Origin of the sequence: Butyricicoccus sp. AM32-19, from assembly GCF_003480365.1 — a bacterium.
In the GTDB taxonomy this organism is placed as follows: Bacteria; Bacillota; Clostridia; order Oscillospirales; family Butyricicoccaceae; genus Agathobaculum; species Agathobaculum butyriciproducens.
In genome coordinates this window covers 180,241-202,240 of record NZ_QUIX01000001.1, presented here as the reverse complement: position 1 = coordinate 202,240, position 22,000 = coordinate 180,241, and the positions used below count along the sequence as shown (strand labels likewise).

Below are 22,000 nucleotides of genomic sequence, written 5' to 3'. Positions count from 1 at the left end.
CTCATGTTGCGTTACTGCGTCAGCCGGAAGGATACCGCCCAGCTGCCGTCCATCAGGTCGCTTGCGGTGTAGATATCACCGGTAAGTGTACAGCCGGCAACATCCTCGTATGCCATCGGGAAAACGTACTCTGTGTAATCAATATCATTGTCAAAATCCTTGTAGGATACCGTGTATTCGCACATCCGTTCCGTGCCGTCCGCAAGGTGCAAGGTCGAAAAATCTGCGTGATTATCCAGCGTCAGCGAACCATCTGTGCGATAATGCAAATGCAGTTCTCCATTTCGCCATCCGGCAGCAATCAGTGCGCATACCCCATTCTCACTCTGCCACAAAGTGCCCTGCGGAACAAGAAAATCATAGTCGTGCATGGTTTCGTACAGCGAGATATCCGACGCACTCAGACCGTTGATATCGTGGTTCTCGGTCGGTGCATTCTGCGTCACTGCGGACAAATCCGCCGTTACCGGAACATCTTCCTGCTCTACTTTTCCAATCAGCAGCTTGTTAAACGAAAACTTGAACGCGCCTGCCGGAACATCTCCTCCCAAATCGTCAATTTGAAGAAAATATGTTGCCGTGCGGGCACTTGGATCGTAGTCAACCGTCGAGCAGCCGCAGGACAGCGGTGCAGTTCTGCCCAAGCGCGGATAATCCAAATGCCAGCTGTCGTACATATCCGGCGCGGCATCGCCGAACACGCTGCCCGTGGTGTCGGTCAGCGACAAATACACCTTTGCCGTGCTGCCTTCCACGTCCGCCGAAACGACCTCCAGCTTAACGCCCCGGTCCTCGCAGACCTGCCCGACCGGCTGCAGGTACTCCGCCATGCCGGGCGCAATTTGGTACAGCACCCGCAGAACCGCCTCCTGATTGGCGGCTACGGCGGTGCTCACGCAGGCCAGTGCCGCCGCAACCGCAAGGATGATCTTGAGCGGTTTTCGCGCTCTGTGCGGCCTGCCGCTCTCCATTTTGGCGATCGTCTGCTGCACCAGTGTGTCGCTCGGCGTGATATTCTCATTCATGTCGCGGTACTGCTTGTGAAAATCCATCGTCCAGTTCTCCTTTCATCAATTCGCGCAGCTGTGCCCGTGCGCGCGTCAGCCGTGTGCGTATCGTGGACGGTTTTTCCCCGCTCATGCGCGCAATCTCCTCTGCGGTGTAGCCCTCGCAGTAGAATAAATGCACTGCCGTGCGGTACTTGGGCGTCAGCCGCCACAGGGCTTCATCCAGTGCGCTGTCCTCCGGCTCGGGAAACGGAATGCGGTCATCGAGCGGTGTGTCGTGCCGCCGCCATGCCATGCGCCAGTGGTTTTTCAGGCAGTTGAGCGTCACCCGCAGCAGCCATGCCTTTTCGTGCTCCTCGCTGTCGAAAACCGGCTTTTTACGCACGGTCTGGAGAAAGACCTCCTGAAAAATGTCGTCCGCATCGTGACGGCTGCGCGTCTGCGCATACGCCAATCGGTATACCATGTCGCCGTAGACGCTGACGAGTTGTTCGGGTGTTTTTGCGGTCATGCTCCATCCTCCTTTCACCGGTAATACGAAACAAAAACCCGAAGTGCTACAAATTTTCGCAGAAATTTATCGCACTTCGGGTTGCATTTATTTTGTCCAGGCTTGCTTGAGCAGCTTTGCCGCCTCGCCAATCTGCTGTTCGGTCAGACCGGCATAGCCGAGCACAAGCGTTGCTCGCGGCGGCTTGACCGGCGGCGTATAGTACGCTGAAAGCGGGTAAACACGCACACCAACCGCCTTTGCACGCTCAATAAGTTCGTGCTCGAGCATGCCGTTGCGCATGTGCAGCAGCAGGTGCAGACCGGCCTCCGAGCGCGAGACCTCATGCGGCAGATCGGCCAGCTCGCGGTCAAGTGCGGCCATGAGCGCGTCGCGGCGTGCCTGATAGACCTTGCGGCTGCGACTGATGTGCCGCTCGAAGCCGCCGGTGTGCATGAAGGCCGCCAGCGTGTGCTGATCAAAGCTCGGCACGGTAGATGAGTACCGCGAAAACCGTTCACGATAGCGCGCCATCAACGCATTCGGCAGCACCAGATAGCCGATGCGCAGTCCGGGGGCAAGGCTTTTCGCAAAGGTGTTGACGTACACGACACGGCCTGTCCGATCCAACTCGCCTAACGCCGGAATCGGGCGGGAAGCGTAGCGAAATTCGCTGTCGTAGTCATCCTCGATGATGTAGCGGTCGGGGGCTTCCGACGCCCAGCGGAGGATTTCCAGTCGGCGGGCAGCCGTCATAACCGTGCCCAGCGGGAAATGGTGCGACGGCGTAAGGTATACCACCGATGCGTCACTTGCGGTCAGCGCGTCAGCACGCAGACCGTGCTTGTCCAACGGTGTCGGACGCACGGTCACACCGTTCGCTGCGAAAATCTGGTACAGCTTGCGGTAGCCGGGGTTCTCGAGCGCGTACACGCGGTCGCGGCCGAGCAGCTGAATGACAAGATGCATCAGATACTCCGAGCCTGCACCGATCAGGATGTTGTCCGGCGAGACGTTGATGCCGCGGAAGTCGTGCAGGTAGCGCACGATCTCCTCTCGAAGTTCCGCCGCGCCGCATGGGTCGGTCGCACGGAGCAGCGCACTCGAGTATTCGCTCAGCACACTGCGCGACAGCCGCGCCCATGTGGAGAACGGAAAGCAGCCGTTATCGACAAAATCCGTGCGAAAATCGTAAGGATAGGTCTCCTCAGAGGCGGAAATCGGCGGCAAAGGCGGTGTGGATGGCTCCTGCGGCTCGGAAATCGGCACGGCAAGCTGCTCCTGCACAAAATAGCCGCGCCTTGGCGCAGAGGCGATGTAGCCTTCGGCGGCAAGCTGACCGTAAGCGGTTTCCACGGTGATCTGGCTGACGCGCAGATTAGCCGCCAGCTTGCGTTTGCTCGGCAGGCGCGTGCCGCCGGGCAAGGCGCCGGACATGATGTCCGCGCGGACAGCGTGGTAGAGCTGCTCGTAGAGCGGCTGTTGGTCGTGCGGTTTGAGATGGTAAGTCAGCATGGCCGGAGGCTCCTTTCTTTGCGTCTTTTGCAAAATCTGTGCTGATTTTATGAGTTATCGCTTGCGAAGCGAACGAAATCTGCGCTGACGCCGCGCGGGCGCACAAGAGGGTAGACACCAAGGTTTCTACCCTCTTGTGAATCACCCGTTTCCTGTCATAGTCTGGCGCAGACCAGAGACCGGCGACCGCTGCGAAAATAGGGGTACGGCAGTCGGGTTACGCTTGCGTTTGTTTCGTAAAATATTCGCAGTTCCCGGATAGCTTACTGCTACACAGACCGGCTACTTCCAGCAGGCGCGACATACCCGTGTCGCGCAATTCGTTAGCGTGTTATCACAGACGGCACCTACGAAGATAAATGTTACCAAGTGTCTATATTCGCAGGTGCTGTCTACAATCTCCAGACTAACGATTCGTGCGGCACTGTTATGCCGCACCCAGCGTAGAGTCGCCGATCTGTGTAGCAGTCAGAAAACAGCTTGAGCATCTGCGGTTGAGAAATGGGCGGCCATTGGCCGCCCCTACGGAAGATGAACAGTACGGCCGTTCCCCCATAGTCTCAGCTCTGCAAATTTCGCCGTGCTCTCCCAAAGGGAAACGGGAGTCCCAAGAGGGTAGAAACCGCAGGTGTCTACCCTTTTGGTTTCCCCGGCGAAACCGCCGGCGTTCCCCTCGCCTCGAAGGCGAAAACCTTACGTTAAATAAGCGCCATCGAACGCAGAATGAACAGCGTCAATGTCAGCGTAACCGCACTCAACGCCGTGCTGAGCACAATGATCGACGATGACAGCACATGATCGCCGCCCATATTTTTCGCCATAACATAACCGGAGGCTGTGCTCGGCGCACCGCACAGGATGACGATGGCCACCAGTGTCTGCTCGCGGAAGCCGAGCGCCACGCCCATCGGCAGAAAGATAGCACTCAGCAGCACCAGCTTGATAAACACGGCTGCACAGGTTGGGCCGAGCTTTTTGATGGCCTTTGCACCCTCAAAGCCCGCGCCGATGCTCAGCAGCGCCATAGGCGTTGCGCAGTTACCCAGCATGGACAGACCCTTGTCCAGCATCGGCGGAAAGTCGATTGCCAGTAGCGAGAACGGCAGACCCGCGAAAATACCCAGTATGATCGGGTTGGTGATGATGCCGCGCAGCGTTTTGCCGACCAGGCCGCGGTGGTCCGCCTGCTGTGCGTCCGGCGCGGTGACAGTCAGCACCAGTACCGAAAAGATGTTGTACAGCGGCACGCTTGCCACGATCATCAGCGGCACAAGACCGGCATTGCCGTACAGATTCTGCACAAAGGCCACACCCAGTATCGCCTGCGAGCCGCGGAAAGCGCCCTGTGTGAACGCGCCCACCATACTCTTATCTTTAAGAAAGAGGGATGCGCCGATCCAGACGGCAAAAAAATACACCGTCGTCGCACCCGCACAGAAAAAGAAAAACACGGGGTCGAACTGCTCGGTGATGCGTCCCTGTGCGATATCGCGGAACAGCAGGATCGGCAGCAGCACCTTGAACGACAGACGGTCAATGTCGGTCAGCGTCTGCTTGGTGAAAAAGTTTTTGCTGCGCAGCCAGCGGCCAAGCACGATGATCGCAAAAATCGGCACGGTGGCATTCAGACAGAATATCAGGTTATCCATTGGTTTCTCCCTCCACGGCTGCTTCCTCGTGGCGGAAGAAGTCCTGCAGTTTCTCTAAGCTCTGCGCCAGAAGCGCGGTCTGCTCGGGCGAGAGCGTGTCCACCAAAGATGCGATCATGCGCTCGTGAAAGTCCTTGTGGTACTCATAGGCGGCCCTGCCCTTGTCAGTGAGCATGATATTGACAACGCGGCGGTCCTCCTGGCTGCGCACACGGCGCACCAGTCCCTTGGCGACCAGCTTGTCGCACGCAACCGTCAGCGTAGCCAGTGTTACGCCGATTGACCTGGCAACCTCGCTCATACGCACAGGTTCCCTGTCACCGATCTTCTCGATGATGTGGATTTCGGTGATGGACACCGCGCTGCCCAGTCCGCCCGCCATGGCGCGTTCTTCGATTTTGTTGATCCGGCCGAACACATCGACCAGAAAGGAATTGAGCTGCTCTGCGTCTTCCATGTTCGCGCTGTCCCTCCGTTAGTTCGTTAATCTAACTAAATATTAGCATGGATTTGTCGAAATTGCAACACTGCCGTGCCCACGGCAAGTTCAAAGAGGAAGGGACACCTACGGTGTCCCTTCCTCTTTGAACGCCTGCCTTGCAGAATCTCTTCACTCTTTGTAAAACTTTCAATCTATGTTTCACGCTATCCTGATTGTGCATTTGTGCATTTTTGTGCAAACTTACACATTGCACAGTGCCGCTATCGCGGCCCTCAGGAGGGCGCTCAGCACGGCAAGCGTAATACACAGGAAATACGGCATCCTGCACGTTCGAAGCGAATACCGTCCGGTGGCTTCACCGCCCTGCCAGACCATAGAGCATGCGGCAAGCAGCGCGGAGACGCTCAGTACGGCGGGTACGCCGGCTGCTCCTATGATGAGGGCGTTTCCTTCTCCCACGCTGACCGCGACGGTCATGGCAAGCACGAAGCCGCGTGCTGCGGCAACCGCACTCAGCAGCAGCTCTCTCGGGCGCAGAAAGGCGCACACGAGCGGCAGCAGCACCCAGATGAGCGCGCACAGCGTGCTCTGCACCACATGCGCGGGCAATTCAGCCAACAGACCGGAAAGCACTGCCGCGCCGTCCCCTTCGCCGGCCCGCAGACCAGTCAGACCGCCCGCCGCTGCACCGCACAGGAACATCGCACACAGGAACAGGAACACCGGTGTCCGCACCAAATCGTCAAAAAAACCGAGAATATGCTGTTTGTTCATACGTCTTCCCCCTTGGAAAAGTCATAGAACAGCATACTCCCGGTTTTGTCTTTTTAGAACAACAGACGGATTTAGCCTTCCTCGTTGATCGTCTCGCACATCGCGTTCACAAGATCCTCGCAGGGCTTGCGCAGGAACGGACGCACCTTTTTGCTGAACTCGTAGGTTGCATACAGCTTGCCTTCCTCATCACGGTGCAGCACGGCTGCGATCAGCTCGGTTGCAGCGGCGATGCGATCAGCCAGGTACGCAAGATCCACCTTTTCGCTGTCGCACACGGAAACTACCACGCGCTTTTGCGAACTGCTGGAAATCTTGGCAAGCTCGGTCGGCATTTCACGCTTGGAAGCGGTGAGCAGCACAATCTCGCTCTTGATCATGGCAGCAAGTTCGTCCTCGCAGATACGAACCTCGTCGTAGCCCTCTGCAGCCTTGCAGGCCGCCGCATTCTTCGCGGACAGGAACAGATTGCGCTGCGGTACGACCTCCTTCTCCAGGATGGCGCGGATCAGCTTCTGAAGATATTCACCTTCACCAAGCACGGAAACCAGTACATTCTGCGGCATAATATCATCTCCTTCACAGGGCAGTACAAATACAAGAGCAATTATACGCACAAACAGTCTGTTTCGCAACGGATTTTACGGATTCTTTTTACAATTCATCACTTCGACTGATTTGCACAAATTTTATCCATTGCCTTTAGGTAAATTGCACATTCCAGACGCTTACGCTCCATCTCGCAGCCGAGGTCGTAGGAGTCGTTCATGTCGTGGTTCATGTTGTAGTTTGCTGCCGAGCAGCCGCCCGAGCAGTAGAACTTCGCCCAGCACTTCTGGCACTTCGGACGAGAATAGATGTTCATGCCGGCAAACTTCTGCGCGATGTCCATATTGAAGGACTGGTCGAGCACACTGCCCTGCTTGAACTCATCCTTGCCGACAAACTGGTGGCAGGGATAGATGTCGCCGTCCGGCGTTACGGCTACATACTCATAGCCCGCACCGCAGCCGCGCAAACGCTTAACAACGCACGGACCCTGATCCAGATCGACCATGAAGTGGAAGAAGGTGAACGGCTTGCCTTCCTTCTTACGCTCGAGCATGATATCGGTCAGGCGGTCGTACTCGGCCTCGATCTTCGGCAGATCGTCCTCGGTCAAGTCGTAGCCGCAGCCCGGGTCAGCCGTTACCGGCTCGACGGAAAGGCGGTCAAAGCCTGCATCCGCGATGCTCAGCACATCCTCAGCAAAATCAAGGTTGTGCGAGGTAAACGTGCCGCGCGCGTAGTAATCGAGGTTCGGGTCGCGCTCGTCCACCAGCGCCTTGAACTTGGGCACGATGGTGTCGTAGCTGCCCGTACCGGCTACCGTCTTGCGGAACTCGTCGTTGACCTCACGGCGGCCGTCGAGCGACAGCACGCAGTTGTCCATGTTCTCGTTGATGTACTTGCGCTTGTCCTCATCGAGCAGCAGACCGTTGGTAGTGATGGTAAAGCGGAACTTCTTGTTATGCTTCTCCTCCAGGCTGCGGGCATAATCGACCGTCTGGGTAACGGTATCCCACGCCATGAGCGGCTCACCGCCGAAGAAATCGACCTCGATGTTGTGACGCACGCCGGAACGCGCGATGACAAAGTCGATGGCCTTCTTGGCGATCTCAGGCGGCATGATCTTGCGGCCCTGACCAAAGTCGCCGGTGGATGCGAAGCAGTACTTGCAGCGCAGGTTGCAGTCGTGCGCTACGTGCAGGCACAGAGCCTTGACCGGTGCATTCACCGGAATGTAGCGGCTTACGTCGATGTAGTCATCCTGCGCGAACAGCTGACCGGCCTTTTTCAGCTCGTACAGTTCGTCATATGCCTCGCGGATCTCGTCCGCGGTGTAGTCCGGCAGGGCGTCAATGATGCTCTGCGGACAGGTATCACCCATGTTTTCATCCAGCAGTCCGGACACTGCATAGCTGATATCATCGAGCAGATGTACCGCGCCCGAGTTGACATCGAGCACGAAATTCAGCCCTTTTTTCTGATAACGATGAATCATTTATTTTCCTCCGATATACAGGAACAAGGCGCACCCGCAGGCGCGCCTTGCATATTCCTTTTAAGCGTGATTACTTTGCGTGCTCGCACTTCTGGTTTGCCACGGTGCAAGAGGTCTTGCATGCGGACTGGCAGGAAGTCTGGCACTCGCCGCAGCCGCCGTGTGCTGCAGTCTGCTTCAGGGTTGCAGAAGTCAGGGTAGAAATATGCTTCATTTGATTTCCCTCCTATTTTTTGATGTGGCTGTAACGCTTCTTTTTCCGCATATTGGCACCGGCGTAACCGCCCAGTGCCGAGGCGATCAACGAGCAGAGCAGGCTGATCACCGTGCGTACAAAATGAATGGATTGACCGAGCGGCAGCACCGCAACGATCAGCAGGATCAGAAAAACCGCAAAACCTGCGCCGAGCGACCAGTAAAACTGGTTTTCGCCTGCGCGCTTTGCAGCGACCAGTGCGGCAAGCGCACTGCCGAGTGCAAGGAACACCAGTGCACAAGGCGCTATTGCCCCTTCTGCCAATGTGCCGCGGTGAACGAGCACCGCACCGAGCAGCATCAGCAGCAGAGTACCGAGCAATCCGGCAAGCACCGATGGTAAAAGGATACCGACCGGCGACTGACCCTCATTGGTTTTTCTCATCATTTCATAGCCTCCCGCCGAATTTTATTTATATGTCATGCTATTCGGCAAGAAATGGGGTTATTACTTTGCGTCCTTCTTTGCTTCCTTGGGCGCCTCGACCGTCTCGGTCGCCGGAGCCTCCTTACCGCGGATCGCCCAACGGTAAATCTTGAGCTTCGTGCGGTCGCTCGAAGACTCGATGACCAGAACGTCGTCCTTGATGCTGACAACGCGGCCGATAAAACCACCGATGGTGGAAATCTCATCACCGATCTCGATGGAGTTACGCATATCGCGCTCCTGTTTGTCGCGCTTGCGCTGCGGACGGATCAGGAAAAAGTAGAATACGACGATCAGAACTACAAACGGCAAAAACTGCGCGATGATCGCGCCATAATCCGACAGAGCCGGCATTTTATTCAATGCCATAACCATGGTTACACCTCCCTATGCAATTTGCTGTAAATACTCACTATATTATACTGGATATTCTGTCAAATTACAAGCCTTTTTTGGAGACAATACCACATAATTCAGCTGCGGCGCTTTACGGAGATTTTGTGTCCTGATGTCTGCCTCGGTTCCTTGCGCGAGTTCCATCCGCGCTGCCGCAATTTCTTGTAGTACACAAAGTATTGCAAGAAACCGCGCCTAATCAGTACGCAAAATTTACTCGTAAATCGCTCTTGCTGTATTATGCGGTACTGCCTCTTTATTTGTGCTACCTAAGCTATTCGCAGCATAAAATAGCAGTATCTTATCGAAACGAGGTGCTGACCATGCTTTTCCCTGCTTTATTTGCGCTCGGCGGTGCATTTTTCTTCTTTGTGCTGCGTGTACAGGGCGCGGACGGATCGTTTCCCAAGCCGCTCACGCCCGATGAGGAGGCGGTTCTGCTGCGCCGCATGCAGCAGGACGGGGACGCCGAGGCACGGGAAAAGCTGATCGAGCACAATCTCAGACTGGTAGCGCATATTGTAAAAAAGTATTACGCCGTAAGTACGGAACAGGACGATCTGCTGTCCATCGGCACGATCGGGCTGATTAAAGCCGTGAACACCTTTAAAGCGGATAAGAATATCCGGCTGGCGACATACGCCTCCAAATGCATCCAGAACGAGCTGCTGATGTATTTTCGGCAGAAGCGCAAGAGTGCAGGCGAGCTTTCGCTCTCGGACACGCTCGAGTCGGACGGCGACGGCAATGCGCTTGCCCTGCAGGATATCATCTGCTGCGAGGACAGCGGTCTGTCCGCCGTTGAGGAGCAGGACCGGTACCATGCCATGCACCGCGCACTGGCAGGCTGTCTCTCTCCGCGGGAACGCGAGATCATCCGCCTGCGGTACGGCATCGGTCTGGCATCTCCCCTGCCGCAGCGTGAGATTGCCGCGCGGCTGGGTATTTCGCGCAGCTATGTTTCGCGCATTGAAAAGCGTGCGCTTGAAAAGCTGCGGGAGGCTCTCGAACGCGAGGGACGGCCGCCGTAAAAGCGGCGGTTGTCCCCTTCCGAAAAAAATTTTTAATTTTTTTGAAAAAAGGGTTGACGAATCCCGAATTTTGATATATACTAAACAAGTCGTCAGCGATGAGTCATCAAAAACGACAGCAAAACTTAACAAATAGCCGAATTGTGTAAAGGTAGCACGACAGACTCTGACTCTGTTTGTGAGGGTTCGAATCCTTCTTCGGCTGCCACCGAAAATCGTCTTTTCTTTGAAAAGACGATTTTTCTTTTGCCTTTTCGTAGTTTTCCTGTGACGGCTATTTGACAGACGGTCTCTCTCCCGATATACTAAAGTATATGTAAAGGAGCGATTACCATGTTTTGCATGAACTGCGGCACGCAGCTGCCGGACGGCGCAAAATTCTGCATGAACTGCGGCACAAAGGTCGGTGAGGTCGGCGCAGGTGCTGTCCCTGCCGGCAAAAAATATCCCTCGTACGCGATGCTGTACCCGGACAGCATGGCTTATCTCGAGTCCCCTGCCTATCAGCGCGAGCGCGGTCTGATGAAGCAGTCCGAGCTTGGCGCGACGCCGTATGCGGGCTTTGATTTTACCAACTATGTTTCTCTGGACGACGGCACGTTGGTCGGCTTTGTGTTCAGGCACACCGCGCGTTACCGCGCTGCCGAGGACTTCGGCTACAATCTCTATCGCCTGAATCCGGACGGCACAGCTGTTTTTCTGAACGCCGGCTGCAAACGCGGCGGCACAGAGCTGTATGTGCAGGACGGAAAAGCGCACTGGACGGTGAATGGAGAAGCATTTTCCGCATCTATTTGAGTATTAAGGCACCTGGTATCAGGTGCTTTTATTTTTGCATAATTTTTCGTAAAACCGCTTGACTTGGAGCACACTCCAAGTGATAGAGTGAGTTTAGAAAAAATATTCAGGAGGAAAACTATGTATATCGAGAACATCAACGGTCCCGCTGACGTGAAGAAGCTGAACATTAAGCAGATGACCGTGCTTGCGTCCGAAATACGTGATGCACTGCTGACCAAGCTGAGCCGTCACGGCGGCCATTTCGGTCCGAATTTCGGCATGGTAGAGGCAACCATCGCACTGCACTATGTATTCGAGTCCCCGAAGGATAAGTTTGTATTCGATGTTTCCCACCAGTCCTACCCGCACAAGATGCTGACCGGCCGCAAGGACGCCTTTCTCTACGAGGAGCACTACGACGACGTTTCCGGCTACAGCACCCCGCACGAGAGCGAGCATGACCATTTCACCATCGGTCACACCTCCACCTCGGTCAGTCTGGCCTGCGGTCTGGCCAAGGGCCGCGACCTCAAGGGCGAGGACGGCAACGTGGTTGCTATCATCGGTGACGGCTCGCTCAGCGGCGGCGAAGCACTGGAAGCGCTCGACTATGCGGCAGAACTGGACGGCAACCTGATCATCCTCGTCAACGACAACGATATGTCCATCGCGGAGAATCATGGCGGTCTGTATCAGAACCTGCGCCTGCTGCGCGAGACGTGCGGCAAGGCAGAATGCAATCTGTTCCGTGCGATGGGTCTGGATTACCGCTTTGTAGCCGACGGCAACGATATTGCTTCGCTGATCGAGGCATTTAAGGCCGTAAAGGACAGCACGCAGCCGATTGTTGTGCACATCGTCACCCAGAAGGGCAAGGGCTACGCGCCTGCCGAGCAGCACAAGGAGGCATGGCACTACTGTGCTCCGTTCCATCCGGAGACCGGCGAGCCGCTGATGGACATAAGCGGCGAGTGCTACGAGAGCATCACGCTCGACTTTATGATGAAGAAAATGCAGGATGACCCATCTGTGTGCATGATCACCTCGGGTACGCCGACCGTGCTTGGCTTCACCGAGGAGATGCGTAAGAAGGCCGGCAGCCAGTTCATCGACGTAGGCATTGCCGAGGAGAACGCGGTTGCACTGGCGTCCGGTATCGCAGCAAACGGCGGCAAGCCGGTCTACGGCGTGTACAGCACGTTCATTCAGCGCGCCTATGACCAGATTTCGCAGGACCTGTGCATCAACAGCAACGCAGCTACCATTATCGTTGCGTGGGGCTCGGTTTACGGCATGAACGATGTAACGCATCTCGGTCTGTACGACATTCCGATGCTGGCGAACATCCCCAATCTGGTTTATCTGGCGCCGACCACCAAGGAAGAATATCTGGCAATGCTCGACTGGAGCATTGAGCAGAACGAGCATCCGGTCGTTATCCGCATGCCGGGCGGTGCACTGGTTTCGGACGGAAAGGCTGTTACCAAGGACTTCGGCAGGCTGAACACCTACGAGGTTAAGGAGAAGGGCGCCCGGGTTGCCGTGATCGGTCTGGGTTCGTTCTACCCGCTCGGCGAACAGGCGGCGGCGCTCATCAAGAAAAAGACCGGCGTACAGCCGACCCTTATCAACCCGTACTATATCACCGGCGTGGATACCGACCTGCTCGAGAGCCTCAAGGCGGAGCACGATGTGGTCATCACCCTCGAGGACGGCGTACTCGACGGCGGCTTCGGTGAGAAGATTGCGCGTTTCTACGGCGACTTTGACATGAAGGTACTGAACTTTGGTCTCAAGAAGGAGTTCCTCGACCGCTATGACGTAGACGAGGTACTGAAGGACAATCACCTCACCGCAGAACAGATTGCGGAGGATGTGGAGAAGGTTCTGTAAGATTCCCTTTCCATTAGAAATTCGGTAACTTTTCTCCGAAGGGCGGGCTACCCTCAGCCTGCCTTCAATCCTCTAAATACTACTGCATATATTTGTGCATGAAAAAGCGTGAAAGGCTTCGGAGCAATGCTCCGAAGCCTTTCGCGCTGTATGTCAAGTTTGGGGAGGTTTATGCCAGTCCAAGCTCCTTTACGCGAGCCTGTGCCGCTGCCAGACGTGCGATCGGCACGCGGAACGGCGAGCAGGAAACGTAATTCAGACCAACATTGTGGCAGAACTCGACGGAGGACAGGTCGCCGCCGTGCTCGCCGCAGATGCCGAGCTTGATGTCCGGACGGGTGCGCTTGCCTTCTGCAACAGCGAAGCGGATCAAGCGGCCTACGCCGTTCTGGTCCAGACGAGCGAACGGATCGGACTCGAGGATCTTCTTATCGAAGTAAGTCTCCAGAATGCGGCCCACGTCATCACGGGAGAAGCCGTAGGTCATCTGGGTGAGGTCGTTGGTGCCGAAGGAGAAGAACTCCGCTTCCTTGGCCACATCGCCTGCGGTGACTGCGGCACGCGGCGTCTCGATCATCGTGCCGACCATATACTTCATCTTCAGGCCGGACTGCTCGATCAGCTCGTCAGCCTTAGCCTTGATAACCTTCTTTACGAAGCGCAGCTCATTGACCTCGGATACCAGCGGAACCATGATCTCCGGCGTGATATGCAGGTCGTCTTCCTTCCAGACGTTGATAGCTGCGGATACGATAGCCTCGGTCTGCATCTCGGCAATCTCCGGATAGAGAACGTCCAGACGGCAGCCGCGGGTACCCAGCATCGGGTTGAACTCGTGCAGGCTTTCTACCTTGCCCTTGAGCTTGTCGAAGGATACGCCCATCTCATCGGCCAGCTCCTTGATCTCGTCATCCTCGTGCGGGAGGAACTCATGGAGCGGCGGGTCAAGCAGACGGATGGTTACCGGCAGGCCGCCCATTGCGCGGTAAATTGCCTCAAAGTCGCCGCGCTGCATAGGCAGGATCTTGGCCAGAGCCGCCTTGCGCTGCTCGAGCGTATCGGAAATAATCATCTCACGAACCGCCTTGATGCGGGCCGGCTCGAAGAACATATGCTCGGTACGGCAGAGGCCGATGCCTTCTGCGCCGAACTTGCGGGCCTGCGTTGCATCACGCGGGGTATCGCCGTTGGTGCGAACGTGCAGGGTGCGAATCTCGTCAGCCCAGCCCATGAAGCGGCCGAAGTCGCCGGTCAGCTCAGCCTCCTGCGTTGCGATCTCACCGAGGTATACGTTGCCGGTGGAGCCGTCGAGCGAAATAACGTCACCCTCGTGCACTACCGTGCCGTCGGCAAAGGTCAGGGTCTTATCCTCTTCGGAAACCTTGATGCCGTTTACGCCTGCTACACAGCAGGTGCCCATGCCGCGGGCTACTACGGCTGCGTGCGAGGTCATGCCGCCGCGGGCGGTCATGATGCCTTCGGATACGGCCATGCCGTCGATATCCTCCGGAGAGGTCTCCTGACGGACGAGGACAGCCTTGATTCCGGTCTTGTGGGCCTTAGCTGCAGCATCTGCGGTGAAGTAAACCGCGCCGCAGGCTGCACCGGGCGATGCCGGCAGGCCGGTGGTGATCGGCGTAGCTGCCTTGAGAGCTGCCGGATCGAACGTCGGGTGCAGAAGTGCGTCAAGCTGCTTTGCCTCGACCTTCATAACCGCCTGCTCCTTGGTGCAGACGCCTTCGTCTACCAGATCAACCGCTACCTTGAGCGCTGCCTGTGCGGTGCGCTTGCCGTTACGGGTCTGCAGCATGTAGAGCTTGCCGTTTTCGATGGTGAACTCCATATCCTGCATATCGCCGTAATGCTTCTCAAGGCGGCTGGAAATGTCAACAAACTGCTGATAAACCTCCGGCATGGTATCTGCCAGCGCAGAGATCGGCTGCGGGGTGCGGATGCCGGCTACAACGTCCTCGCCCTGTGCATTCATCAGGAACTCGCCGTACAGCTTCTTTTCGCCGGTGGCCGGGTTGCGGGTGAAGGCTACGCCGGTGCCCGAGGTCTCGCCCATATTGCCGAATACCATGGACTGTACGTTTACGGCAGTGCCCCAGCTGTGCGGGATGTCGTTCATGCGGCGGTAGGTGTTCGCACGCGGATTATCCCACGAGCGGAATACCGCGCGGACAGCCTCCATCAGCTGCTTCTTCGGGTCCTGCGGGAAATCTTCGCCGAGGGACTTCTTGTAGTGATCCTTAAACAGAACGATCAGCTCGGACATATCGTCCGCGTCCAGCTCATTGTCCATCTTTACGCCCTTTTTGTCCTTAACCTGATCGATAAACTGTTCGAAGGAGGACTTAGGCAGCTCCATAACAACGTCAGAGAACATCTGAATGAAACGGCGGTAGGAGTCGCGTGCGAAACGCGGGTTATTGGTCAGCTTGGCAACTGCTTCGCAGATCTCGTCGTTCATGCCGAGGTTGAGGATGGTGTCCATCATGCCGGGCATGGATGCGCGCGCACCCGAGCGAACGGATACGAGCAGCGGCTTCTCGGGATCGCCGAGGGTTTTGCCGGTAATCTTTTCAAGCTGATCGAGGTAAAGCAGAATCTGATCCTGAATATCCGGATAGATGGTCTTGCCGTCCTCGTAATAACGGGTGCAGGCCTCGGTGGTGATGGTGAAACCCTGCGGCACAGGCATGCCCAGTCCGGTCATTTCAGCCAGATTGGCACCCTTGCCGCCAAGCAGCTCACGCATTTTGCCGTTGCCCTCCGGGAACATGTAAACATACTTTTTCATTTGGGTATTTCCTCCGTTTCGATTGATGCTCTCTCTAATACTCATTCTCTTTATCACGCAAGCACATTATAGCACGTTAGCGGTGAAATATTCCATTGTAGTATTATACCGATTTCCCACGAATATATTGTGCATTTTGACTAATCATGTATTTTTAGCCAAAACTCAAACGTTTGCGTAAAATCTATCTTTTTAATTTATCAGAAATTTTGTCCGAATTTTATTTTATCTTTTCTCGTTTTTCTCGATTTTTATGGCATTTTGGGCGTAAATACGTTTCATGCCTGTCAGCTTTCATTCTATTAGGCGTAATGCACAAATTCCTGCAAAAGAAAATCGACGGTCTGAGGCAGACCGCCGATAGAAGCGAATGAATTGCTGGAAACCACGACGCTGATCGCAGGGATGCCGTCGTAGCTGGTCTCGTAGAGCTTGACCGAATACGGATACGTCGAGGACGAGGTGAACGAGCCGCCGGTGAACTGGTAGAAGGTGTTTTCACCCAGTGCGGCGTAGTAGTGGAGCAGAATCTTGTCGCCGGCTTCTACCTCTTCCCTGTCGTAGTAGTAGGTGGTCGTGGTGCCCTCCCGGATGGTGCCGAGCAGCGTAACACCGGTCACCGTGCCGAAATCCGGCACCGGATAGTGCTTGCTGTAGCAGCGCGATGCATCCGGCTTGTGGTTGCGGTTATACTCGCCGGGAGAGTACGCCGTGCCGTCTCCGATCAGGCTGTTCAGGTAGCGGATCGGCACTGAGTAAGACGGTACGCCGCCTGAATGGCTGCTGACCGTAATGCCGACAACCTTGCCCTCATCGTTGATGAGCGCACCGCCGGAGTTGCCGCTGATGACCTGCGCCGTGCTTTCGATCATCGGTGCAAGGTAATCGTCGTTTTCCGGATCGGTCACCTTGCCGGTCGTAACCGTTGCGGCGCCGCCGCCCGGGTAACCGAGCGCGTAGACCGTGTCGCCTTCCTCGACCTCAGTGGTAACACCGAGGTACGGCAGCGTGCTGCCGACTACACGGATATGCGCGATGTCCGCGTCCGCGTCAAAGCTGTAGATCGTGACTTCCCGCTTGGTGCCGTCGTACATCTCAGCCACAAGGCGGTAAACGCCGTTGACAAGGTGTCCGCAGGTCACCGCATCGCCGCGTGCGCTGAGCACAACGCCGCTGCCGATGCCGAGGATATTATTCTTGTAATCGTAGGCGTACAGCTTGAAAATCGCCGGTACACAGGCGCTGAACACCTCGTCCGCCGTCATGCCGACATGTGCTTCCACAGTGAAGCTCTGCCGCAGATCCGGCTTTGCCATACGGGTGACGATAGCCGCAACCTCGCTGCGGCGAATGTTGGTGTTCGGCTTGAAATCATGCGCGTTGTTGCTGCCCGTGAGCACGCCCGCCCGGTACAGACGGTACACATCAGCGGCATAGCCTGCCGACATGTCAACATCCGCAATCGCACCGTCCGCAATGTCGTTGATCGCGGTCAGGGCGTCCTCCGGCAGCGCGTTTGCAAAGATGGACGCAAACTGTGCTCGGGTCGCCGGCTGATCGTAATCCGCATAAGTCGTGTTAATAATACCATTTTCCAGCGCATACGTCACATACGGCTGATACCACGGACGAACTTTGTCAAAATCCGCACTGCCGCTGACATAGGTGCTGTGCAGACACGCCGCCAGCTTGATCGCCTGTGCGATCGTCAGGTTGCTGTTCGGCTTGAACTGGGTGGCGTTTACGCCGTCCACCAGCTTGTATTCATACGCCGCCTGAACATTCTGCGCGTACCACTCGGTTGAGGGCACGTCTGTGAACTGTCCGGCAGGATACGTTGTTTTCGAGGTAAAGTTTTCATAGCCCGCAAAAGCCGCAGGCAGCATGCCGACCATCAGCGCAGCCGCTGTGATCAGACTGAGCAATCGTTTTTTCACGAATTGCATTCCTCCCTTTTGAGGCGTGGGTTTGTGGATTGGGATACAGGGCCGCAGAGCGACCCTGCTGAGCTGTCGCGAAACTACAGTTTCGCCGACAAGAGGAACGGACCGTGGGCCGTTCCAAAGTCGTCCGAAAGTTCCTATTCAGAAACTTTCTCCCTCTAGAAGTCAAAAAAGCGTGATACATGCTCCCGCTTTTTTGGCATTTGCGCAGAAAATGCTATTTCATGCGCGCTTCCGCGCGAAACACTTAGAAATACCAGTTAAATAGCATCTCCAGCAAACCGGTTCACATTTACTTAAATATACACCGATTCTGTGAGGAATTGGTGAAATATTTGTAAAAATCGGTTTACAGAACGGTTTGCAAAACTTAGTTCTCGTAAGCGGCTACGATCTCGCCGATATACATGGTGTGGTAGTCGTGATCGCCGTACCACTTGTCCTGCACTTCCTGAGCCATGTCGTCCGGTGCGATGTCGGTCACACCGCGCTTGCGGCAGATGAGTACCAGCTCGGCCTCCTCGAAGGTCGGCTGACCCTCTACGAATACCGGGGTAAGGCCGCTCTCGTGCATCTTATCCATGTCACGGCCAGACTTGGAGCCCATCTTGTTCAGCGCATCACGGTGGCCGTCCTTGAGCACGGTCAGGGTGAAATACTCGCCTGCGTCTACAAACTCCTTGGTGAAGCGGCTCTTGCGAATATAGCAGGTCGCACTCGGCTTGCCCCACATAACGCCTACAGCACCCCAGCTTGCGGTCATGGTGTTCCACTTGTCCTCGGTACCTGCGGAAATCAGCATCCACTTCTGACCGATCAGATCGAACGGATTGAAAGACTTTTCGGCAATGTTGATCTTCTTCATGATATGTTACCTCCTAAGAGAATTGTTTAGCAAATTGAGAATGGAAAATGGAAAATTAGCGCAAGGATAGCGACATTCTCAATTCTTCATTATCCATTACTGCTGCTTATCCAGCGGCATTGTACGGCGCAGCTTCATCTCCTGCCAGTCCTCACGCGAGATGAGGATCTGGCGCGGCTTGGAGCCTTCGGACGGGCCGATGATACCGCGATCCTCAATCTGGTCGATGATACGCGCGGCACGCGAATAGCCCAGCTTCAGACGGCGCTGCAGCATGGATGTGGACGCCTGACGGCAGTCCATGATGACCTCGATGGCTTCCTCGATGAGTTCATCCTCATCGTCGCCCGGGTCGTTCGTGCCGCTGCTGCCGCCCTTGTTATTGCCTACCTGCTCGGCCTGCTGCTCGATGTGCTCGAGGATTTCCTCGCTGTACTCGGCGGTGCTGGTCTCCTTGATGCGGGCAATAACAGCTTCGATCTCCTCGTTGGAGATAAAGCAGCCCTGTACACGGGTCGGCTTGCCCTCACCGAGCGGCGCATACAGCATATCGCCCTTGCCGATTAGCTTTTCCGCGCCGGTCGTATCCAGAATGATACGGGATTCGATCTGGCTGGCTACCGCAAACGCGATACGCGACGGGATATTTGCCTTCATGATACCGGTGATAACGTCAGCCGACGGACGCTGTGTTGCTACAACAAGGTGCATGCCTGCGGCTCGCGCCTTCTGCGCGATACGGCAGATGGAGTTCTCGACTTCCTTGGCAGCGACCATCATCAGGTCGGCCAGCTCGTCGATAACGATGACGATCTGCGGCAGCACCTGATACTGCTCGGGATGACCGTCCTCGGTCTGCTCGGCTTTGGCCTTTTCGGAACGCATGAGGTCGTTATAGCCGACCAGATTGCGCACCTGATGGTCTGCGAACAGCTTGTAGCGGCGTTCCATCTCACCAACCGCCCAGTTGAGCGCACCGGCGGCCTTTTTGGGATCGGTAACAACCGGAATCAGCAGGTGCGGAATGCCGTTATAGTTGCCCAGCTCAACCATCTTCGGGTCCACCATGATGAGGCGGACTTCCTCCGGCGTGGACTTGTACAGCAGCGAGATCAGCATGGAGTTGATGCACACCGACTTACCGGAGCCGGTGGTACCGGCAATCAGCATGTGCGGCATCTTGGCAATGTCACCGATGACCGGCTTGCCGGTGATGTCCTTGCCGACGGCAAAGGACAGGCGGCTTTTCGCGTTGGCAAACGCAGGCGAGCCGATACACTCGCGGATAAAGACCGTATTGACGGTTTTGTTCGGCACCTCGATGCCGACCGCGACCTTATCCGGAATAGGCGCGATACGCACGTTTGCCGCGCCGAGCGACAGTGCAATGTCGTCCGCCAGTGCGGTGATGCGCGAGATTTTGATACCGCGCGGGATGGTCAGTTCAAAGCGGGTGACGGACGGGCCGCGCACGATGCCGATGATCTGTGCCTCGATGTTGAACGAGTCGAGCGTATCGAGCAGGCACGCCGAGCTTTCGCGCAGCTCGGTCTCCGCACCGGCTACCGAAGCGTGCTTGCCCTGCGTCAGCAGGTCGATCGGCGGGTAGTCGTACACCGGCGCGGGAGCCTTCTGGCTCTCATCGATCTGCTCGTTCATGGCCGCCTGCTCGATTTCCGAGATGTTCTCGGTCTTTTTCGGCTTGGATGCCGGTGCAGGAGCCGCCTCATGCTCGGGCTCCGACTCGGAAACGTGCGCCGGTTCTTCCTCCGGCTGCTTGTTTTCGACCAGATCCATAATGCTTCCGGCCTTTTTCTTCACGTTATCGCGCAGTGAGCGCAGATATTCGTCCGGCGCGATTACCTTGCCGTGGTGCTTGTTCGGGTCGATCAATTCCTCGCCCGGCTTATCCTCTCCGGGCGGATCGGCGTCGATCGGGATGTCAAAGTCGGATTTACGGTGCGCACGGCGCTCTTCTCGGCGCTGTGCATGCGCAGCTGCCGCTTCGTGGATGTTCGGCAGCTGAACAGGCGCTTCGTAGCGCTCACGCTCCTCCTCGTCCTCGTATTCATACTCAGGCGGACGAACCATGTCGTACAGCGCCTGCGGCGTGATGCGACAGGCCACCAGTAAAGTCACGATGAACAGCACCAGCAGGATGAGCAGTGCGCCGATGGACGAGAGCGCCCACTCGAGCAGGATGTACAGACCGCCGCCCAGCAGACCGCCGGACGAGCCTTCCATACCGGTAGAGAGCAGACCGCTGAGCGTGCTCATGGACAGGTCGTACTCATTTGCACACGAAAAGGCGTGAATGATACTGCCGATCAGCAGCGGCATGAGCGCGATACACGTTCCGCGCAGACGCACGGGACCCTTGGGACGCGCAAACAGCAGCACGGCGATGCCGATCAGCGCAAACGGCATGACATACGCACCCTTGCCGATGAGCGCACCGATGCCGCGGTGCAGCCACTTGAGCAGCACGCCGTCGATCGGCAGGATCGACAGCAGGCACAGCAGACCGACAATGCCCCAGATCGCGCCCCAGACCGGACGGGACAGGATCGGACCGAGTTCCTCCGGCTGCGGCTGTGCCGCACGCTTGCCCTTGGGTGCGCTTTTCGTCGATTTTTTAGTTGTGGTTTTCCTTGCAGCCAAAACTTTTATCCTTCAACTTTCTTTGTGATTCAATCTGACGGCGTTCTGCGCCGTTTTTCCGCTTTCTGCGGATACTCTGCAAGTATATTATAGCATAGAAATCCGATTTTTACCACTGTTTTTCCGGAAAACAGCGGCCGGTCTGCTCGTTTAGCCGTTCTCCGCGATGATGCGGTCGATGGCGGCTGCTACGCCGTCCTGTGCGTTGGTGAGCGTCTCGCGCAGGCACAGATTTTTAACGGCTGCGCTTGCGTTTCCCATCGCAATCGGGAGGGCTACGGCGTTCAGCATTTCGAGGTCGTTTTCGCTGTCACCGATGGCGGCGGCGTGGTCGAGGTCGGTGCCCAGCTCACGGCACAGCATGCCGAGAGCAACGCCCTTGTCCGCGGCCGGCGTGATGACCTCGAGGTTGTCAGCCGCGCTGCTCATCACGCGGATACCCGGGATCTGTTCCAGCTGTGCACGAGCGCGCACGAGCATGACCGGGTCATGGCTGCGGATGAACATTTTATCGACCGAAACATGGTTTGTGGCAATATATTCCGCAACAGACGGCACAACCTTTTTCGAGCTTAAATAGCCTTCATTCGACTTATATTTGCCGAATTCAATATCATCATACGGGGTAATGAGCAGCGTCTCTCCTGCATACACCATTGTGATCATGCCGATGCGCTCCACCACGGCAGACGCACGCACAGCAGCTTCCCACGGCATGGACATGCGCATGGTGCAGCGCTCCTGCGACACGCTCGACAGCGTCGCGCCGCCCGAGGTGACCATCTGGTCATCCGTGCCGAGCATGAGTGCAAAGTCGCGTGCCTCACCGCAGATTCGTCCGGTGGAGACCACAACATGAATACCGCTCTCGCGGGCACGGCGCACGGCATCGGCGGTCGCCGGAGAGACCTGATTCTGCGGATTGAGCGCAGTTCCGTCTAAATCGAGCGCGATAAGGTCGATTCTTTTCATCTTCTTTCCTCCTGATACTGGCGCTGCTGCGCCGCATATTTTCCATCTTATTC

Annotated in this window: 19 protein-coding genes and 1 tRNA gene; 4 read left to right on the top strand and 16 right to left on the bottom strand. The window is 56.4% G+C overall.

The features are described 5' to 3' along the window. Positions 1 to 11 precede the first annotated feature (11 nt). The 11 genes from DW806_RS00930 to yajC form a co-directional block, all read right to left on the bottom strand. Positions 12 to 1,052 (bottom strand): hypothetical protein, encoded by a 1,041-nt coding sequence (locus DW806_RS00930; RefSeq protein WP_147358060.1) that lies wholly within the window; start codon positions 1,050 to 1,052, stop codon positions 12 to 14. Then, positions 1,018 to 1,518, bottom strand: coding sequence for an RNA polymerase sigma factor (locus DW806_RS00925; RefSeq protein WP_118728820.1), 501 nt, complete (start codon positions 1,516 to 1,518; stop codon positions 1,018 to 1,020). Before DW806_RS00925 ends, DW806_RS00930 begins: the two co-directional genes overlap by 35 nt. 87 nt (positions 1,519 to 1,605) lie before the next feature. Next, positions 1,606 to 3,012: a MocR-like pyridoxine biosynthesis transcription factor PdxR gene (gene pdxR / locus DW806_RS00920; RefSeq protein ID WP_118728819.1), complete on the bottom strand. Its 1,407-nt coding sequence runs from the start codon at positions 3,010 to 3,012 to the stop codon at positions 1,606 to 1,608. Between the two features lie 698 nt (positions 3,013 to 3,710). Further along, positions 3,711 to 4,661, bottom strand: coding sequence for an AEC family transporter (locus DW806_RS00915; protein ID WP_110435343.1), 951 nt, complete (start codon positions 4,659 to 4,661; stop codon positions 3,711 to 3,713). Next, positions 4,654 to 5,118 carry a MarR family winged helix-turn-helix transcriptional regulator gene (locus tag DW806_RS00910; protein ID WP_110435344.1) on the bottom strand — a complete coding sequence of 155 codons (465 nt, stop codon included), beginning with the start codon at positions 5,116 to 5,118 and terminating at the stop codon, positions 4,654 to 4,656. The genes DW806_RS00915 and DW806_RS00910 overlap by 8 nt, the downstream gene beginning before the upstream one ends. A gap of 225 nt (positions 5,119 to 5,343) precedes the next feature. Next, positions 5,344 to 5,877 carry a hypothetical protein gene (locus DW806_RS00905; protein ID WP_118728818.1) on the bottom strand — a complete coding sequence of 178 codons (534 nt, stop codon included), beginning with the start codon at positions 5,875 to 5,877 and terminating at the stop codon, positions 5,344 to 5,346. A gap of 71 nt (positions 5,878 to 5,948) precedes the next feature. Next, entirely contained in the window at positions 5,949 to 6,443 is a 495-nt protein-coding gene (locus tag DW806_RS00900) for an NAD(P)-binding domain-containing protein (protein WP_118728817.1), read from the bottom strand. Positions 6,444 to 6,541: 98 nt separating this feature from the next. Next, on the bottom strand, positions 6,542 to 7,921 hold the full coding sequence (gene scfB / locus DW806_RS00895) for a thioether cross-link-forming SCIFF peptide maturase (protein WP_118728816.1): 1,380 nt from the start codon (positions 7,919 to 7,921) through the stop codon (positions 6,542 to 6,544). A 70-nt stretch (positions 7,922 to 7,991) separates the two neighbouring features. Next, positions 7,992 to 8,135: a six-cysteine ranthipeptide SCIFF gene (scfA, locus tag DW806_RS00890; RefSeq protein ID WP_110435348.1), complete on the bottom strand. Its 144-nt coding sequence runs from the start codon at positions 8,133 to 8,135 to the stop codon at positions 7,992 to 7,994. A 12-nt stretch (positions 8,136 to 8,147) separates the two neighbouring features. Then, the gene (locus DW806_RS00885) at positions 8,148 to 8,564 is read right to left on the bottom strand and encodes a TIGR04086 family membrane protein (protein ID WP_110435349.1); all 417 of its coding nucleotides are present in this window, start codon (positions 8,562 to 8,564) and stop codon (positions 8,148 to 8,150) included. Positions 8,565 to 8,624: 60 nt separating this feature from the next. Then, the gene (gene yajC / locus DW806_RS00880; RefSeq protein WP_243022599.1) at positions 8,625 to 8,978 is read right to left on the bottom strand and encodes a preprotein translocase subunit YajC; all 354 of its coding nucleotides are present in this window, start codon (positions 8,976 to 8,978) and stop codon (positions 8,625 to 8,627) included. A gap of 344 nt (positions 8,979 to 9,322) precedes the next feature. Here yajC and sigK point away from each other — a divergent pair, with 344 nt between their 5' ends. The 4 genes from sigK (at position 9,323) to DW806_RS00860 (ending at position 12,703) form a co-directional block, all read left to right on the top strand. Continuing rightward, entirely contained in the window at positions 9,323 to 10,030 is a 708-nt protein-coding gene (sigK, locus tag DW806_RS00875) for an RNA polymerase sporulation sigma factor SigK (protein ID WP_110435350.1), read from the top strand. 134 nt (positions 10,031 to 10,164) lie between these two features. Further along, positions 10,165 to 10,238: transfer RNA gene (locus DW806_RS00870), tRNA-Gln, on the top strand. Positions 10,239 to 10,363: 125 nt separating this feature from the next. Next, positions 10,364 to 10,828 carry a zinc ribbon domain-containing protein gene (locus tag DW806_RS15340; protein ID WP_199677237.1) on the top strand — a complete coding sequence of 155 codons (465 nt, stop codon included), beginning with the start codon at positions 10,364 to 10,366 and terminating at the stop codon, positions 10,826 to 10,828. A 120-nt stretch (positions 10,829 to 10,948) separates the two neighbouring features. Continuing rightward, the gene (locus DW806_RS00860) at positions 10,949 to 12,703 is read left to right on the top strand and encodes a 1-deoxy-D-xylulose-5-phosphate synthase (RefSeq protein WP_118728815.1); all 1,755 of its coding nucleotides are present in this window, start codon (positions 10,949 to 10,951) and stop codon (positions 12,701 to 12,703) included. Positions 12,704 to 12,872: 169 nt separating this feature from the next. On the opposite strand, the gene ppdK is transcribed toward DW806_RS00860, so the two are convergent. From ppdK to DW806_RS00835, 5 genes are all read right to left on the bottom strand, one after another. Beyond that, positions 12,873 to 15,506, bottom strand: coding sequence for a pyruvate, phosphate dikinase (gene ppdK, locus DW806_RS00855; protein ID WP_118728814.1), 2,634 nt, complete (start codon positions 15,504 to 15,506; stop codon positions 12,873 to 12,875). A 302-nt stretch (positions 15,507 to 15,808) separates the two neighbouring features. Continuing rightward, complete coding sequence (locus tag DW806_RS00850) at positions 15,809 to 17,443, bottom strand: trypsin-like peptidase domain-containing protein (protein WP_158578251.1); 1,635 nt, start codon at positions 17,441 to 17,443, stop codon at positions 15,809 to 15,811. A gap of 376 nt (positions 17,444 to 17,819) precedes the next feature. Beyond that, positions 17,820 to 18,314 (bottom strand): flavin reductase family protein, encoded by a 495-nt coding sequence (locus DW806_RS00845; protein WP_118728812.1) that lies wholly within the window; start codon positions 18,312 to 18,314, stop codon positions 17,820 to 17,822. 96 nt (positions 18,315 to 18,410) lie between these two features. Further along, entirely contained in the window at positions 18,411 to 20,975 is a 2,565-nt protein-coding gene (locus DW806_RS00840; RefSeq protein ID WP_118728811.1) for a DNA translocase FtsK, read from the bottom strand. Positions 20,976 to 21,125: 150 nt separating this feature from the next. Continuing rightward, positions 21,126 to 21,947, bottom strand: a complete 822-nt coding sequence (locus DW806_RS00835; protein ID WP_118728810.1) for a Cof-type HAD-IIB family hydrolase — start codon at positions 21,945 to 21,947, stop codon at positions 21,126 to 21,128. Positions 21,948 to 22,000 lie beyond the last annotated feature (53 nt).

Coding starts and splice junctions, on each gene's coding strand:
- DW806_RS00930 (WP_147358060.1), bottom strand. CDS start 1,052: ATGGATTTTCACAAGCAGTACCGCGACATGAATGAGAATATCACGCCG.
- DW806_RS00925 (WP_118728820.1), bottom strand. CDS start 1,518: ATGACCGCAAAAACACCCGAACAACTCGTCAGCGTCTACGGCGACATG.
- pdxR (WP_118728819.1), bottom strand. CDS start 3,012: ATGCTGACTTACCATCTCAAACCGCACGACCAACAGCCGCTCTACGAG.
- DW806_RS00915 (WP_110435343.1), bottom strand. CDS start 4,661: ATGGATAACCTGATATTCTGTCTGAATGCCACCGTGCCGATTTTTGCG.
- DW806_RS00910 (WP_110435344.1), bottom strand. CDS start 5,118: ATGGAAGACGCAGAGCAGCTCAATTCCTTTCTGGTCGATGTGTTCGGC.
- DW806_RS00905 (WP_118728818.1), bottom strand. CDS start 5,877: ATGAACAAACAGCATATTCTCGGTTTTTTTGACGATTTGGTGCGGACA.
- DW806_RS00900 (WP_118728817.1), bottom strand. CDS start 6,443: ATGCCGCAGAATGTACTGGTTTCCGTGCTTGGTGAAGGTGAATATCTT.
- scfB (WP_118728816.1), bottom strand. CDS start 7,921: ATGATTCATCGTTATCAGAAAAAAGGGCTGAATTTCGTGCTCGATGTC.
- scfA (WP_110435348.1), bottom strand. CDS start 8,135: ATGAAGCATATTTCTACCCTGACTTCTGCAACCCTGAAGCAGACTGCA.
- DW806_RS00885 (WP_110435349.1), bottom strand. CDS start 8,564: ATGATGAGAAAAACCAATGAGGGTCAGTCGCCGGTCGGTATCCTTTTA.
- yajC (WP_243022599.1), bottom strand. CDS start 8,978: ATGGTTATGGCATTGAATAAAATGCCGGCTCTGTCGGATTATGGCGCG.
- sigK (WP_110435350.1), top strand. CDS start 9,323: ATGCTTTTCCCTGCTTTATTTGCGCTCGGCGGTGCATTTTTCTTCTTT.
- DW806_RS15340 (WP_199677237.1), top strand. CDS start 10,364: ATGTTTTGCATGAACTGCGGCACGCAGCTGCCGGACGGCGCAAAATTC.
- DW806_RS00860 (WP_118728815.1), top strand. CDS start 10,949: ATGTATATCGAGAACATCAACGGTCCCGCTGACGTGAAGAAGCTGAAC.
- ppdK (WP_118728814.1), bottom strand. CDS start 15,506: ATGAAAAAGTATGTTTACATGTTCCCGGAGGGCAACGGCAAAATGCGT.
- DW806_RS00845 (WP_118728812.1), bottom strand. CDS start 18,314: ATGAAGAAGATCAACATTGCCGAAAAGTCTTTCAATCCGTTCGATCTG.
- DW806_RS00835 (WP_118728810.1), bottom strand. CDS start 21,947: ATGAAAAGAATCGACCTTATCGCGCTCGATTTAGACGGAACTGCGCTC.